Below are 17,159 nucleotides of genomic sequence, written 5' to 3'. Positions count from 1 at the left end.
GATCAGAGCATTCCTTACCGGATGCTCAGCTTTTCTTCCCACAACAACCAACCCTTTCTAGGCCTGTTTTGCTCACCATCCGAGTGCGCTCTGGAGTTGGTCGCCACCGAAGCCGACAGTGCCACCTCCAAAGGCGCCTCCCCACAGTCCCACGGTATTCGTCTGGTTGTAGTTAAACATGCCGTTCACAGTCCGAGGCGCAAAGTACGGCACCTGCCTTAGTGTGCTAATGCCTGTCTGGTTGAACGCCGGTATGCGCCCCACAGGTATCGCGGCAGCACCCGCTCCAAACAGGCCTGTTGCCCCGGCCTTCGCTGGGTCAATCGGATCCCCGGCGACGACGTTCTCCAGCATCGAACCTGTTCCCGCACCAACGCCACTGAGGGCCATCGTTCCCGCCTTGGCAACGACGCCGGTCGACGACAATGACATCCCTCTGGCGAGGCTGCCACCGGCCGGCCCCGCGAGGCCGCCTACGGCACCGGCGAAGCCACCACCAGCGATCTTGCCCGCAAAGTCCCAGCCGTTATTGATGCGCCCGCCTTTCTGATAAAGGTAGCTCGCGGCGCTTGCACCCGCACCGACGACCCCATTGGCGCCAGCACTTACTCCGAGCGCTGCTGCAGCCTGTCCGGCCGGCGCACCCGCCAGGACGCCCCTAGTCCACATGGCCGCGCCGCCACCTGCAGCACCGGTAGCCGCGCCTATCGCGGTGTTGCCGAGGACTGACCACCAGTCGACCGAACCCTTCTGCGATTTCTGGGAAATGACCGAGAGGCCACCCGAGCTCAATGCCCCGGCGATAGCTCCTGCCGCGATGATGTTGAGCCCCGGCACGAATAATGCAGCAACACCAGCGGCCACGGCGAGTCCCGCAACGATGTACTCCCAGTGGCTCCCGGCCGATTTGTCGTAGGCCTTTAGCTCGTCATCGGTCAGCGGACGCAGCCCGGTGGGGTCGGTGGTGTTGAGGGGGTTATTGCCGGCGTAGGCATAGGGGTTGCCGTCCCAGCCTGCGCCGAGGACGGGGGCGAGAGGATCGGTGGAGAGGAAACCACGTGTAGCGGGGTCGTACGCACGTGCCCCGAGCCACTCCAGGCCAGCGATGTCCAGGCCGCCGTTGCCGGTCAGAGTGATCCCGGCGGGCAGCACACCGGCCAGCCCGGACACCGAACCCAAACCAGCGGCACCACCACCGGCAGTGCCACCCGGACCCGGGCCAGGGACTGCCGGCGCGCCGATGACGGCCCAGGGATCGGTCTGGTCGGTGGGCCGGGCGGCGCGCCAGCCCGGCGTTATCCAGGCGTCCGCGATACCGGTGACACCACCTGGCAACGAAAGGACCTGGTCACCGCCGATGCCGGCGAGGGTGGGGATCGGGTTGGCGGTGTCCCACCACAGCTCCGACCCATCGATGGCAGCCAGCTCGCCCAGGGCATCCACCCACAGCTCATGCCGGGAGGTTTCCAAGCCGTCGGAAGTGCGGTCGGCAACGCTCTTCAGCTGGCCGCTCTGACCCCACGCGTACTCGGTCCAGGACCCGTCCGGGCGGATCAGCCGGGTGCGGCGGCCCAGGCCGTCATGGACGTACTCCGTCCGGGACCCGTCCGAGTCCGTGACGGCAAGGAGCTGCCCCGCGGCGTCGTACTCATAGGTCCGGGACCCGCCCGGTGCGGATTCCCGGATGAGGCGCCCGCCGGCGTCGTACACCCACTCCGAAACCAAAGCCGGCACCGCAGCCGGAGCGGAAGCCTCCGGGTCTCCATAGCGGGTAGTGGCGGCAGAGACCATCTGCCCGGCCCCGTCGTAGCCGTACCGGGTCACGGCACCGGCGCGGGTCAGGGCCGTGATCCGGCCGTCCCCGTCCCGGCCGATCAGTGTGGCATCGGCCGAGAGAGGATCGGCGCGGTCCGTGCGGCTGTGCTCGGACAGGTTCCCGTAGCGGTAGGCCCATTCCTGGACCAGTTCCCCGGCGGTGGCGGAGGTGATACGGCCCGAGGCGTCGTGGGTGAACACGGCTTCCCCGAGCCGGGGGTTGCTGACGGCGGTCACCCGGCCCGCGGCGTCCCGGACGTACGTGGTGGTGGTTCCGTGCACGTCGGTGAATCCGGTGCGGTTCCCGTCGGCGTCGTACTCCCAGGACATTCCCCGGCTGCCACGGGTGCGGGAGGTCAGCTGCCCGCGCCGGTCAAACGCCAGCTCGTGCTCCACCGCCAGGCCGTCCGCGCCCGTGTAGTCGGTAAGGATCACGCGGCGGCGGATCAAGTCATGCTCGACGGCGGCCAGCAGCTTTCCGTCGACCGAGGTGGAGGATTCCCGGCCGGCCGAATCGTAGGTCCAGGTGGTGGTGTGCCCGTCCGGATCGGTCTGGGACAGTTGCCGCCCGGCGGGATCGTAGGAGGCAGTGGTCACTCGCCCAAGCGCGTCGGTAACGGAATCAACCTGGTCCGTGGCCGTGTAGGTCCGGGTGGTCACCCCGCCCAGGGGATCGGTGATCCGGACCAGGCGCCCGCGGACATCGTACTCGAACAGGGTCCGTCCGCCGACGCCGTTGACGGTCTCGGTCAGCTCCCCGGCGGTGTTGTATTTGAACCGGCGGGTGCCATACCAGGGGTCCTGGGAGAAGGTCAGCCGCCCGGCCTTATCGTAGCCGTACCGGGACACGCCCTGGCCGGGGGAGCGGCGGGACAGGAGCCGCCCGCAACGGTCGTACCCGAACGTCTCCACCTCACCCGTGGGCAGCGTCCGGGCGGTGACCCGCTGGTCCGCGTCGTAGGCCAGTTCCGTGACTGCACCAAGCGGGTCCGTGGTTTTCCAGGGCCGCCCGCACACGTCGTATTCATACCGGGTGACCGCGCCGGTAGGGGAGGTGATCGAGGTGATCTTGCCGGCCACGTCCCGGCCCAGGACCGTCAGGCCGCCTTCGCCGTCGACGAGCTCCACCGGATTGCCCGCGGCGTCATAGGAGACCAGCTCCGCGGAGCCGTCCCCAGCCTCAACCCGGGTGGGGCGCCCGTACTCATCGAAGCTGAACGTTGAGGACGCGAACGCATCCGTCAGGGTCGCCGTCCCGGCCTTGCGGTCCGCGGTCGCGTCTGTGCGGACTCCGGTGGGGTCGACGACGGCGGTCAGGGCGCCGATCTTGTCGTACTCCCGCACCCAATCGTGACCAGCGGGGTCCGTGATCCCGACCAGCCGGGAAAGCGTGTCATGGACAAAGCCCCAGCGGGCGCCGTCGGGCAGTACCGCGCCGGTGACGTTGCCCAGCTCATCGAACACCCGCTCAATGGCCCGGCCCAATGGATCGATTGTCCGGACCAGTTCACCGTTGGCGGCGTATTCGAGTTCGGTCCGCCCGCCGTCCGGGGCGACGAACGCCGTCGTCCGCCCCGCGTGGTCGTGCTCGAAGGTCCAGACCGCGCCGTCCGGGTCTTCACGCCGCACCAGAACGCCCGCAGCGTCATAGCTGAACTGGGTCTCCGCCCCGGACGGGCTGAGCGCCGCAACCGGGCGGCCTGCATGGTCACGGACGATCCGAGCGACGTCCCCTACAGCATTCCGGGTCGCGACCAGGTCCCCGAACTCGTCGTACTCAAAGTCGACCGCCACCCCGGCCGGGTCCACCACCCGGGCCAGCTGCCCGTTCCGCCACTCCAGCTCGGTGCGCCCGCCCAGCGGGTCCAGGATCACCGAGGGGTCCCGCGACACCTCGTCGGCATACTCATACGAGACGACAGACCCGGACTCCGTCACCAGGGTGGTGATGCGGTCCTGCTCATCCCAGCCGTAGGTGAGGTCCGCGCCTTCCGGGGTAACGGTCCGGATCTTCCGGCCCCGCCCGTCGTAGGCGTGCACGGTGACGGTCCCGTCGCGCTCCGTGAAGGAGACCAGGTTTCCGTGGCCGTCGTAGGCCATGGACTGCCGCTGGTCGTGGGAATCGAGCACGCCGACAAGGCGGCCCTTCGCATCGGCGATCCACGAGTTCGACCGGGTACCGTCCTCATCCGAAACGACCGTGACCCGGCCCGGCAGATACGCAAACCTGGTCCGGCGCCCATGCTGCGTGACCTGCAGGACCACCCTGCCGTGTTCGTCGTAGGTGTTCTCCGCCTCGAGAACACCCGCGGCCGAGACCACGGCATCGATCAGGCCCTGCTCATTCCACCGGTACGTGCGCGCCCCCAGTTCGGTAGCGACACGCGTCAGCCTGCCAGCGGCGTCGTACGCGTACTCGACCCGGCGCCCGTCCGAGGCCCTCACTACGGCCACGAGCCCGTCCACGTAGTCGACGTCGAGGAACCGGCCCCGCACATGCGCCAGCCGGGTCACCGGTCCGGCACTGCCGGCGTCTGCGCCGTCGACCGGCCTTTCCCGGACGGCGGACACCGTCCGGCCGGGACCGGACCCGGCGCCGAGCCACACACCGGCGAGGCTGTAAGCCCACCAACCGCCCTGGTTGTCCCGGACCACCAGGGCCTCGGACGTGCCCTCCGGAAGGGTGCCCAGCTCCGCCAAGTCAGCTGCTGTTGCGGGCTCGCGGGTGAGCCAGTAATTCTCGCCCACGCCGCGACCCCAGCCGGCCCCCTCGCGGGGGAAATCGACCGCCCGGCCGTCGGCCATCACCCACCGGCAGCCCTCATCCGAGACCGCGAGGTACTGATCCAGAACCGAGGCCCACCCCGGACCGAACACCCCGGGCATCTCCAAACCCGACGCCAGCGAGTTGTACATCCGGGATAAGAACAAATTCGAGGAAACCCCGGCGAACCCCAGATCCGACTCTGGCTCGATGAAGTTTCCCGTCGCGGTGTTCACGGGATCATTCGCATACCCGCTGGTAGGCATCGCGCCCGCCGCCGTCGGCGGATCGATCACCAGCCCGGACCGGTTCGCGCTCACGCCTGCCGCTGCCAACGCCTCATTCACGGCCGCGTCCGAGAGAGTCGAGATGCTTCCCTCGCCCCCGGCGGCCGCAAACGCGTCCGCGACCGTTACCGCCCACTTCGCGTCGTTCTCGTTTGCCCTCAAATACTCCCGGTAAGCAGCGAGCACCCCTGAAGCATCAAGCGATCCCCAGTAGCAACTGGACCCGAACGAGGCAATGTGATCTTCCAGGGTGCCGGGAGCCGACGACAATCCGTCATCCAGGCCGCGGGAGTTCGCCGCGAAGGACCGCAGAAGAGCCGGACGCGCCGAGGACGTCCCGCCCCCGTACCCGCCGCCGGGCGCCGGGGTATTCCGCGATCCCGTCCTGGCATCGGCCGGGGCGAATGTCGGAGCGGTCCCCGGTTCCCCGCCCGGCCGTTCTTCCTCACCGAACAAAAAATCACCGGCCTGCTCGAGCAGATTCCGGTCATTATGCCGCCGGACCCACTCGTTGTTCCTCGCGCGCCGGGCGTCCTCCTCATGCCCGGCGTCGATCATTTGCCCTACGTAGCCGGCCACCGTCCGCAACGCCGACACCAGCGCGTTCGCGTCATTCCTCGCCGTGGCAGCGTTGGCCTCGAAAACCTCCGAGAAGTGCCCCTTGAAGTCTTCCTTCGCCGAGGCGACGTGCGATGCCCGCGAGCCCGACTGCTCCTCAAGCCTTGACGCCGCCGACTCGAACGCCGACCTCACCGACCCGGCCACGGCGTAACTGAACCGCCCACCATCAGAAGCATCCGAAGCCGGCAACAGCGGCATCTCAACGAACTCGGTCACAACCAAAGCCCCCCACAGAACAAGAACCGGAACAGAAGACAAACCACCAAACCGTGCATCGGCCGGGTGACCGCACCACTCACCAGAGCGGCGCGGTCACCCGGCCTTCACGCAAGCAAATACAGACTCAGGCGCCGCCGCCGGCGGAGAAGATGTCCTGCGAGATCTTCTGCAACTGCCCCCGCAACTGCTCCAGCTCCTCCCGGGCCTTATCCAGAGCAGCCTTCGTCTCCGGCCAGGTCGAACCACGGAACTGCGCAGCCAAAGGACCATCCCAAACGTTCGGATCCGACAAAACCCTTCCCTGCGCATCCAGCGCCGAGATCTGATCCGTGAAACCACCGTTAATGATCGACTGCACCTGCCCAATGGCAGCCTTGGCTTGCTCAGTAGACAACACACGCGACATAGAAATTCCTCCCAAGAGACAACCGCTTCTCCGCCGGACACAGCACCGCCGGCGACCGGACGGTGCCGACGCTACCAACACCAGCCAATAAATCCAACAAAAAGAAAAACTAGGGGGACCGGACATGACAACCCAGGTCACACGCATGACACGTGCAACCCGCGATTAGTCCATTCGTGAGCCAAACCCCGTATCATGCTGAAGGCACCATGAACGGAAGAGGGGACGATCATGCCCAGACGGACTAACACGCACCAGCACAGGCCCGGGCGCCGCATCGCGCCCGGCCGGGCGCTGGGCGCCTTCCTTGCGGCCCTGGGGCTGATCGCGACGACGTCGTGCGGCCCGGCCCCCGAGCCGGAGTCGGTGTCCAACCCGGTCAAGCTCCTGCAGAGCGTGCGCGTGGGCATGTCCCCGGCCGCCGGGGTCGAGACGATCGAAGGCACCACCATCTCCGTGTCCGCGGCCGGCGACTCCTCCGCAGCGGACACGAAGTACGACGCCGCGCAGGCGGTGGGCGAACTGCCGGTGCGAGTGAGCCTGCAGTACCGGGCCGGCGAGAAGTCCGGCTCGGACCTCACCGAGCTTCAAGGCCACACCGGGCCGGTCGAGATCGACCTGACACTGGAGAACCTCACGGTCAAGCCGCGGGTCATCGAGTACGATGCCGCGGGCCAAACCCGCTCCGACACCGCCCTGGTGGGCGCCCCTCTGACTATCGCCGCCTCAACGAAGCTCACCGGGGTACGGGCCGACGACGTCACGGCCGGCTCTGCGGACGGCGGAACCGGCACCAACGGCGTCCTGAGCAGCACCGAGGACGGTGCCACCGTGGTGCAGTGGGCCACCGTGCTGGCCCCGCCGCGTTCCGGGGCGAGCACCACGCTGCGCCTCGTTGCCGATGTCAGGGACTTTCAGGTCCCTGCCTTCGACGTGGCGGTCCAGCCGGGCCTCAACACCGACCTCAGCTCGGACGGCGTGCTCGCCGGCGCGTTCTCCTCCGGCACGGGCTCCGAGATGGGGCTGCAACGCCGCACCATCTCGCTGGTCTCGGACGTCAACACCGTGTTGACCAAGGCCGGATCCACCATCACCGAGGTTCGGCGGAACCTGCAGGTGACCTCGCAGACCCTGGGTGCGAAGACCGCGGGCGAGCTGCGCGATAACTCCCAGGCCCTGGCCGCGACCATGGTGGACCTGAAGGAACAGCTGAAAACTCTCGGCGCCGACCTGGAGACCGCGACGAAGTCAACGCAGTCGACGACTGCGTCCCAGCTGAAGGTGACCGTCGCCGCCGTGGACGCGATGCTGGGCGACACCTCGGCAGTGCCCGCGACGGCTCCCATCAACGGCGACGGCTGCACCGCGGAGGTGCCCAAATCGGGGAAGGCGGCCACGGTCTACTCCAGCATCCAGACCATGGCCTCGCAGCTCGACGCCTACGCGAAGGTGAGCGCTGGCTGCCGGGATATCGTGGCGGGCGCCATCAAGGCCACCATGGGCCCCGAGGACCCTACCGCGGAGGAATGTGCGGAGCAGGGCTCGATGACATGCTCCCTCTACGGCTCTGCCGTGACCGTCACCGGTGCCTTGCTGGGCCTGGTGAAGAAGGGCGACGAGCTCGTGGCGGACCTGCAGCCGCAGATGGTCGAGGGCGCGATCAAGGATCAGGAGGCCGCCGCCGTCACGCTGGAGAAGGTGCGCGCCGATTTCGCTGCGGTCCTCGACGGCGCCGAGACCACCGAAGACTACAAGACTGCCCTCGCAAACGTGGATGAGGCGATCAAGTCCGCCCGGGCCTCCGTCGCCGCGACCCGGGACGCGACCGCTGCGGTCCGCGGCAGCATCGACGGGCTGCGGCAGAAGCTGGGCGACATCAAGAAGACTGCCCAGGACGCCCGGGGCGAGGTGGGTGACCGCTCGCTGCTGAAAGGATCAATGACGCAGCAAACCCAGCGGCTCGCCGACGAGCTGTGCAAGATGGCCGACGGCGGCTTGCCCCGCGAGGGCCGATTGTCCGCCGAGCAAGCGGAGCGGCTGCGTTCCTACTTGACGTCCGCACCGTGCGAGCCCACGGATGAAAACGGAAACCCGGCGCAGGACCTGCGCCCGCCGCTGGGGTTCAAGGACCCGCTGGACGATCGGCTGGAGGCCCAGGCGGCCGCCTGGGACGCGGTCCTGGCGGCCACCGAGACCACCGCCCCGGACGAGGAGATCGGCCAGGCGTTCACCACTTTGGGGACGACGATCGCCGACATCGACGCCAAGCTGGACGCGATCAACAAAGCCACGAAGGCCCTCGACGGCGCCGCCACGGGAGACATCAACAGCAACAAGCGCGAACTTCTTGCCCTGGATGCCGCGCTCGGCGAGGCGATCGACTCCTCCGGCCGGGTCGGCTCGACGCTCGCGAAGCTGAAGGAGCAACAGGACGGGCTCGGCGACAAGATCAAGCAGTCCCTCCGCGATGTCTCGGCCGAGACCGCCGCCGAGGTCTACAAGACCGTGGACGAGCAAGTGCGCCAGGTTGCCGAGATCGGCGACGCGGGCTCCGAAGCTGTAACCACGGCGTTCAACCGCTCCATCTCCGGCTTGAAGTCCACGTCGGACGAGGTGGTGAACGACGCCGAGGGCACGGTGAACAAGCAGCGGGATGAACTGCTGGATCAGAGCGACGCACTGGCCGCGTCCCTGGACAAGAGCACCCAGTCCTCGCTCGCGAACATCGCCTCCAGCACGTCCGGCTCAACCCGCGACGTCGAGGGCGCCAGCGCCCTCCTGTCCTCAAGCCTGACCAAGGTGATGCTCGACCTGGGCGACCGCTCGGTGAACGGATCCGGCCTGCTCGGCTCCATGGCCACAAGCGCCGCCAAGGCCGACACCGCCGACTATCAGCTGGCACTGGCATCACAGAACGCTGAGGGCTATGCCAACATCCGCTCCAGGGACGTGGCGGGGCTGCTGCTGCGCCAGGCACAGTTCAAGGCCTCACTCACCGCGGTGGACGAACTGCCACCGTTCCACCTCGAAGTGCCGGCCGGCGCCACGTCGCAGACCCTGTACACACTGAAGATCGGCGGCGCCGCATGAGCTCCCACACCAGGCTCACGACCCTGATCGTCGCCGGCATCACTGTCGTCCTCGCGGCTGCTATCGCCCTGACGACCCTGGCCCTGAGCCGTCCCAAGGAGGCTTCACGGCCCGATCCGGTAGCCGCGACGGTTCCCGTTGCGCTGAAAGCCGAGGGCCTGCCGAAGGACTTCTCCATCGGCGTCGTCCTCACGCTGGGCCAGTCCGGCGAGCCCGGCTCCGAGTACAACCGCGCAGCACAGGGCGCAATCGTCGCCGCACAGCGCTTCGCCCAGGGCGGCGCCGCCGTCGCCCTCTCGGCCCAAAACGACCGCGGCACGGAGGACGGCGCGCGCGCCGCCGTCCGCGCGCTCGCCGAGCAGGGGGCGTCGGGTGTCATCGTGGCGACCGCGGGGGCGCAGGCCCGGGCCGCGGCCAAGACCGCCGAGGAGCTCGGCCTCCCGGTGATTCTGCCTTATGCCGAACCGTCGGACCCGGCGCAGGCTACCTGGACCACGGGGCCATCGGGCGCATCCGTTGCGGCCGGGCTTCGCACCGCGCTGGACGGCAAGAACAGGGTGCTGCTCGTCGGGGACGGCGGCGAGGTCCCTGCCTCGGTCGGGATCTCCCAGACGCTGAACCTCGACGGCTTCGACGACGTGACGGGCCTGGCGCAGGAGGCCGCCATCCAAACAGGCGCCCAGCTGCGCCCGCCTGCCGAAGACGCCCCCGCAGGCGCCGGGTCCACGAGGGTCGCCGAGCCCGCGGACGCCGTGGTCGTCTCGGCCGCCACCCCGCAGCGGCTGGCCCGGTTGGTTCAGGCTCTACAGTCCCGCGACGTGTCAGTCCCCGTCGTCATACCGGACGGCGCCACCGCCCCGGCCTTCGCCTCCACGCTCGCCGAACTCGACGGCGCCGCCTCCGGGCAGCTGGTCAGCGTTGCCCCGGCCGGCGGCGATGCCACGGCGCTCCAGCAGGACGCCCAGGGGCGCGGGATGTCCGCATTCCTGTCCGCCGTGCGCCTGGCGTCCGGCGACCCGAAGGTCCAGAACCTGACGGGCGATGCCCCGTTCTCCGCCGATGCATGGGCGGCGGACGCACGCAGCCACGACGCCGTCGTCGCCCTCGTACGGGCGGCCGCGTCGGCTGGAAGCGGCGAGCCGTCCAAAGTCGGCGCGGCGTTGCGCGCCATGTCGTTTGGCCCTGGTGACGGCCTCGCCGGGCCGGAGCTGGATTTCTCGCGCTCCGCGGCGCTGACCGCGGAGGCAATCCCGGTCTACGCTTCCCCTCAGGACCTTGGCCTGCGCCCGCCGGACGAGGCCGCTCCGCGGCTCGTCTGGGTGCCGGCGCCGGCAAACCCCTGACCACCCGCCCCCGGCTCGCCCCTGAGCGGGCGGGAACCATCCACCACTGAAGGAGCGCCCGGTGCGTGTGCTGATCGACCTGGACGAGCGTCGCTTTGAGTGCGACGTGGCTCACGCCGCGCCCGCCACGACGCTGACAGACCTCGTGGAGGCCGCTGGCGGCCCGCGCCTGGCACCCGATGAGGCCGTGTTCGTGAACGAGGCCGAGGTGCGTGGTTCCACCCCCGTCTCAGAACTGATCTTCCTGGAGGGCAGCCGCATCTCGCGGGCGCCGTGGCAGATTCCGCAGCGCGTGCGCGGCTGGAGCGTGACGCTCGCCGGCGGCCAGCGCACCGGCGGCGTGGTTGACGTTCCGCAAGGGCGAGAGATGCTCATCGGCCGGTCCCCTCACGCCGATCTGAGCCTTCCCACCGAAAGCGCCTCGTGGGACCACTGCCGCCTGCGCCGGGAGGAGGACGGGCTGCGGGTGTTCGATGGCGGATCCACGAACGGCACCCTCGTCAATGGCGAGCCGGTGGGAGAGGACGGGGTCCTGGTCACCGGAACCGCCACGATCACGGCGGGCGGCACGGTGCTCCTCCTGCGCCGGTCCCTGGACGAGACTCCCGCCCCGGCACCCGGCAGCCTGCACAACCTCACACCGGCGGCGACAGCGCCCTTCAACCGGCCTCCCCGCCCCGGGCAGGCCCCGGCGGGCGAGCCCCTGGTCCCGCCGAGCCGCAAGGACGTGCCGCCAGCCAGCAAGTTCAGCTACATCACGGTGCTCGCGCCCCTCGTGATGGCGGCGGCGATGGTCTTGATCCTGCGGGATATGCGCTTCGCGATGTTCGCCATGCTCAGCCCGGTCATGGCCGTGGGCATGTGGTTCGAACAAAAGCGCCGTCACGCCCGGGGCCTCAAGGAAGAGGACGAGCGTTTCGCCGGCGCGCTCCAGGGATTCGAGCAGCAGGTCCGCGCAGCCGCAGCGACGGAGACCGCACGACGCCATCGGATGATCCCCGATCCCGCGACCGTGGTCCGGCGCCCCGCACTCCCCGCCACGTCCTTGTGGCAGCGCCGCGCAGACGCCGACGACTTCCTGGCCCTGCACGCCGGCACAGGTGACGTCCCCTGGAAGCCCGAGGTGGACCGCACAGCCGGATCGCGGCTGGATGAGAAGGTGAAGGACTCCCTCGCGGCTGCGCGCCTGCAGGCCGCGCCCGTGCTCGTGGACCTGACCGACGCCGGCGTCGTGGGTATCGTCGGACCGCGGGAGGGGACCCTGGCGCTCGCGCGATCCCTCCTGGCCCAGGCCGCGGTGCACGTCGGTCCAGCCGACCTGACCATCGGCGTCTTCTGCGACGCCGGGCGAGCTGACGAGTGGGAGTGGGCCTCGTGGCTGCCGCACACGCGCCAGGCCGGCAGCAGCACGGGCGAGCGGTGGATGTCCGCGCACCGCGAGACGAGCCTGGCCATGCTGCGCACGCTCAAGGACACGGTGCAGGAGCTGCCTACACCAGCGATGCTGGTGGTCCTGGACTCCGAGGTGCTCACGGAGGGCAGGGACGCGCCGGCACGCGCGCTGCTCGGCACGGGCCGCTCCGTACCAGGGGTCCATGTGAACCCGCAGCAGCGCCCTTCACGGGTGGCGGGCATCGTCATCGCGACCTCGGAGGAGCAGTTGCCGGCCACCTGCACCACCATCATCAGGGTCGGGGCAGACGCCGCGGCCACTGTGGACCAGCCGGAGGACCTGACCCGCGTGGAGGACGTCATCCTGGCGGGCCTGGACCAGGAGGAGGCCTTGCGCTGCGCGATGCGCGTGGCGCACTTCGACGATCCGGAGCTGAGCGTGCCCGGGGCCTCGCTGCCCCCGCTCGTGCGGCTGCCCGGGCTCCTCGGCTACGACCGCCCGGACTCGACCACGATCCGTCGCCTGTGGCAGGCTCCCACCGGCGTGTCCACGCCGATCGGCACAGGGGAGAACGGCACCCTGACCCTGGACCTGGTCAAGGACGGCCCGCACGGCCTGGTGGGCGGCACCACCGGCTCCGGCAAATCCGAGTTCCTCCGCTCGCTCGTGGCCGGGCTCGCGGCACGCAACGATCCGACCCGCCTGAACTTTATCCTCGTCGACTTCAAAGGCGGAGCCGCCTTCAAGGCATGCGAACGCCTTCCGCACACCATCGGCACAATCTCCAATCTGGACGAGCAGCTCGCCGACCGGGCTCTCCGCGCCCTGGAGGCGGAGATGGAACGCCGCCAGCGGGTCTTCGCCGAGGCCGGCGAGGGCATCGACAACCTGAACGCCTATCTGGCCACGAACCCGGCCGAGCCCATGCCCCGGCTGCTGCTCGTGATCGACGAGTTCGCCATGCTGGCCAAGGACTTCCCGGACGTGCTCAAGGCGCTCGTCAGCGTGGGTGCAGTGGGCCGCACCCTGGGTGTGCACATGATCCTCGCGACGCAGCGCCCCGCGGGCGTCGTCAGCGACGACATCCTCGCGAACACCAACCTCCGGGTGGCCCTGCGGGTGCAGAGCCGCGACGACTCCAACAACGTCATCGGGGTGCCCGCCGCCTCGGCGATCGGCCGGGCCCAGATGGGCCGCGCATTTGTGAAACTGGGTCAGGACGACATCACGCCCGTGCAGACAGCCCTCGTGACCGGACGGGCGCAGCTTGGCGGCGGCCCCGCCGTGGACGTGCGGGAGATCCGCCAGTTCGGCGTCCCTGTGCCCGCGGCGGCGCCGCCACGGTCTGCGGCCGTGGACGAGAACGACCTCGAACTCCTCATCGATGCCATTGTCGAAGCCAACGCCGAGGCAGGGTACGCCCAGCCGCGGCAGGTCTGGCCGGAGGCCCTGGGCGAGCGTGTGGAGCTGGAGGGTTATCTTCCCCAGCCGGACGGCGGCCGTCCCGCCGCACCGTCAGACACTCCCACCGCACCCCGGCTGCTGCCGATGGTGGGCGCCGTCCGAGGTTCCACCGTCCAGGTGGCCATCGTGGACGAGCCGGAGCTACAGCGCCAGTCCGCGGCGGGATGGGACATGTCCGTGGGCAACCTGATGCTCATGGGCGTGGCCGGCTCCGGCACGAGCACCACACTGGCCTCCATCGCGCTGACACTGGCGAAGGACGCCGATCCGGCCGAGCTGGACCTGATGATTCTCGACATGGGCTCCCGTGAGCTCGAAGCCCTGGAACGCCTGCCGCACACCGTGGCGTATGTGGGAACCGGGGCCGGCGCCAAGGAGCAGCAGGCCCGCTTCCTGCGGCACCTGCACACCGAGCTCGAGAGACGCCGCGCCGCCCCTGGCAGGCACCGCCGCGCCGTCGTGCTGCTGGACGGCCTGGCCTCGCTGCGGGACGAGTTCCAGGACTTCGAAGGGCAGCAGCTGCTGGCTCTGCTGTATCGGGCGTACGCGGACGGCCCGGCGCTGGGACTGTCCTTCGCGGTCTCCACCACACGCGCCAAGGCTGTGCCCTCGGCCATGAACGAGGTGACGCTGCAGAAGTGGCTCTTCCGGCTGGCGGACGCCTACGACTACTCCTCGCTCGGTGTCCGGGGCAAGGAAATCCCTGCGGCGCTTCCTGGGCGCTGCGTGGATCCCCGCACCTCGCTCCAGATGCATGTGGCCACCCCCGGCATCGGTATCGAGGCTGCGGTGGATCGCGTGCGGCAAAGCTGGGCGCAGGCGGCCGCGAAGACCCCCGCGATCAGGCGTCTGCCCTCCAGCGTCACGATGCAGGAGCTAGGCGTGGAACCCCGGCTGGGGGCCGAACCTTGGCTCATCCCGGTGGGAATACAGGAAGCGGACCTCTCACCGGCGTTCCTGGAGATCTACGAGGGCGAGCACGCGCTCGTCGCCGGGCCCGCCCGTTCGGGCAAGTCCACGCTGCTGCTGGCCCTGGCCGCAGCCCTGCGCGGCGCGGCCACCTCCCGCGGGCCGGCTCAGGTGTGGGGCATCTGCGATCGCCGCTCGCCCCTGGCCCTCGCCGATCTGGATCGCATGGCCGTCGGCACGGATGATGTACCGGCCCTGCTCGCCTCCCTGCGCCTCGAGCGCGGCCCGGTGTTCCTGCTGATCGACGACGCTGAGCGCTTCGAGGACGCCGATCAATCCATCGCGGGGGCCGTGACCTCCGGGCAGCCGGGGCTGTGCGTCATCGCGGCCGGGCGGTCCGCGGATCTCCGCGGGCTGTACAGTCACTGGACCAAGACGCTCCGCAAATCCCGCCTGGGCGTGCTGCTGCAACCGGATGTGGATTACGACGGCGAACTGCTGGGCGCCGCACTCCCGCGCAGGGCGCCCGTGGCGCTGACCGCCGGGCGTGGATACATCGGCGTCGGCGGGCAATTGGCACTGATCCAGTCGATGAGCGCTGAGGGCTGAGCCCGGCTACGAGCGCTTACGAGGAACGAGTGGACGGCGGGGCGCCTTGAGGAATCAGATCGATAGCGTTGGAGAGTACGGTATGCAATTCGCACAGACGGGTCAGGCTCTGGGAGCGTCCTACCGCTTCGGCGAACGGGTGGGCTCCGGTGCCGTCGGCGAGGTCTGGACCGTCACCTCGGTCGACGGCCGGACGTTTGCTGCCAAAGTCCTGCGCCCGGAGCACGCCGACGATCCCTCGCTTGTGGAGCGGTTCGTCCGCGAGCGATCCGTCCTGCTTGGCCTGCAGGACTCGCACATCGTCACCGTGCGCGACATGGTGGTGGAGGGCGCGCGGTTGGCCATCGTCATGGACTACGTCAAGGGCGGTTCGCTGCGTGACGCGGTGAAGGAGGCCGGCCCGCTGCGTCCCCTGGACGCGTTCAATGTCGTCGCCGAAGTGTTCGACGCACTGGCTTTCGCGCACTCGCGAGGCGTGACGCATCGCGACATTAAGCCGGACAATGTGCTCCTCGCCCGCCCCTGGCCCGAGTGTGGCGCGGGCGACGTACGGGTCTCCGACTTCGGCATCTCCGACGTCGTGGGCGAGAAGATTCGCCAGACGACCGGTCTCATCGGCACCCCGCACTACATGCCTCCCGAGCTCATCAGCCAGGGCCGGTCCGGCCCGCCGGGGGATGTGTACTCAACGGGCGTCCTGCTCTACGAGCTCCTCGCCGGACGCACTCCTTTCGCCGGGCCGGGGACGGACTTCAGCGTCGCGTACCGCCATGTTTCCTCGCGTCCGCCACGGATCCCCGTGGATGACGTGGTCTGGAACGTACTCGACGGGCTGCTGTCCAAAGACCCCGCGCAACGCCCGACGGCGAGTGAGGCCGCGGCGACGCTCCGGCGTCTCGCACCCCGCCTTGCCGGCAGCGGCCCCATCACGCGTACCGAAGCCCCGGAGGACTTCGACGCCGTCGAACGCTCGGCCACCGTCGTCCGGGGCGCCTTCACGGACGAGGACCTCACGGCCTTCGCGTCAGGCTCGCCAGTTGACCACGCCGGGAAGGCTCCCGAGCTCGGGGAGGCGGACAGCGCCACCATCGCCCGTCCAATCCCGCGTCGCGAAGTGCGGCCCCGGGCCGAGGCCCGGCTGGAGGAACAGGTCGCCACCCCGTTCTGGCGCACCCGCAAAGCGCTGCTGCTCGCCGGTGCCGCGGCCCTGCTCGTCGTCGCGATGGTCCTGGGGTTCGTTGTCCTCGCCCCCGCAGGTCCGCAAATGGGGCCCACCGCGGAAGGCGGCCAGATGTCCAAGCAACTGCAGGACGCGGCGCTTCCGACCGGCCTGACAATCTCGCGGGAGGCCTCCTACGAGCCGTCCTCCGGTCAGATCCGCTTTACTGTGTCGTACGCGGCGCAGAAGGCGCCGCTATCCGGTGAATTCCTTGAGGTGATCCCGGGCCTGGCCGACGGGGAAGCGTGCCCGGCGGTCACGTGGGACGGGGCTTCGGTGAGCAGGAATCAGGCCTCGATCACCGGCCTTGACGTCGAGTGTGGCTGGAAGGTCTCGGGGTTGGAGGTCCCGGCGGGAGGGGCAGTCCAGGTCACCGCCAAGGTGTCAGTGTCGCCCGCGGACCAGCAGGCCCTCGATGCCTGGCTGCGGGCCGGGTCCGAGGCGACGACGGCCGCGACGCAGGACCCTGCCGTCAAGGGCACGGCCTATCCCGTCCAGCGCCTGAAGGGCGTGGAGGTGCGTACTCCAGCGCGCGTCGTGACCCCCAGCCCGCTGAAGATCACCCTGGTGCCAGTGTGGGCCGGCGGCGCAGACGAGCTGAATCCGCTCTATGTCAGTCCAGCATCGGGCAAGCCCTCGCAGATGCTCGCCGCGGTGAGCGGCGGTGAGAAGGGGGTACGGTTCTCCGACGGCTGCGGCGGGGCGCTCGCAGTGGACAGCGCGGGGCTCACCGTGACGGCCCTGCAGATCACGCCCCAGTGCACCGTGCGCGCCAGCGTCGGGAACTTCACCGAGCTGCAGTCTCCGAGCTTCGGGATCACATCCCGGGAGAACTCTTAAGCCCGAGGGCTCGTAGGGCTGAGGATCGTAGGACTAAGGGCCCGGGGTTGCCCCGCGGGGCCATTACTCTGGCGTGGATGTGCGCGCCGCATGGCCCGCCGCGGCCGTCCGGGCCGCTGTCACGCGAGCCGCACGGCCGCCCGAGCCGCACGGCCCGCCGCGGCCGTCCGGGCCGCTGTC

General features: G+C 69.5%; 6 protein-coding genes. 4 read left to right on the top strand and 2 right to left on the bottom strand.

All coding sequences use genetic code 11. The features are described 5' to 3' along the window. Positions 1-72: 72 nt before the first annotated feature. Both C566_RS21800 and C566_RS0118595 read right to left on the bottom strand, forming a co-directional pair. Positions 73-5,703 (bottom strand): DUF6531 domain-containing protein, encoded by a 5,631-nt coding sequence (locus C566_RS21800; protein WP_155846940.1) that lies wholly within the window; start codon positions 5,701-5,703, stop codon positions 73-75. A 127-nt stretch (positions 5,704-5,830) separates the two neighbouring features. Then, positions 5,831-6,112: a hypothetical protein gene (locus tag C566_RS0118595; RefSeq protein WP_018775865.1), complete on the bottom strand. Its 282-nt coding sequence runs from the start codon at positions 6,110-6,112 to the stop codon at positions 5,831-5,833. A 231-nt stretch (positions 6,113-6,343) separates the two neighbouring features. Between C566_RS0118595 and C566_RS0118590 the strand changes: the two genes are divergently transcribed. The 4 genes from C566_RS0118590 to C566_RS0118575 all read left to right on the top strand — a co-directional run bounded on the left by C566_RS0118590 (position 6,344) and on the right by C566_RS0118575 (position 16,979). After that, the gene (locus C566_RS0118590) at positions 6,344-9,202 is read left to right on the top strand and encodes a hypothetical protein (RefSeq protein ID WP_018775864.1); all 2,859 of its coding nucleotides are present in this window, start codon (positions 6,344-6,346) and stop codon (positions 9,200-9,202) included. Further along, positions 9,199-10,545, top strand: a complete 1,347-nt coding sequence (locus tag C566_RS0118585) for a hypothetical protein (protein ID WP_018775863.1) — start codon at positions 9,199-9,201, stop codon at positions 10,543-10,545. The genes C566_RS0118590 and C566_RS0118585 overlap by 4 nt, the downstream gene beginning before the upstream one ends. A 61-nt stretch (positions 10,546-10,606) precedes the next feature. Continuing rightward, on the top strand, positions 10,607-14,920 hold the full coding sequence (locus C566_RS0118580) for an FtsK/SpoIIIE domain-containing protein (protein ID WP_018775862.1): 4,314 nt from the start codon (positions 10,607-10,609) through the stop codon (positions 14,918-14,920). A gap of 82 nt (positions 14,921-15,002) precedes the next feature. Beyond that, on the top strand, positions 15,003-16,979 hold the full coding sequence (locus tag C566_RS0118575; protein WP_018775861.1) for a serine/threonine-protein kinase: 1,977 nt from the start codon (positions 15,003-15,005) through the stop codon (positions 16,977-16,979). Positions 16,980-17,159 lie beyond the last annotated feature (180 nt).

It is taken from the genome of Arthrobacter sp. 131MFCol6.1, from assembly GCF_000374925.1.
Classification (GTDB): Bacteria; Actinomycetota; Actinomycetes; order Actinomycetales; family Micrococcaceae; genus Arthrobacter.
The sequence above is the reverse complement of the archived record's forward strand: the minus strand, read 5'-3'. Positions and strand labels throughout refer to the sequence as shown.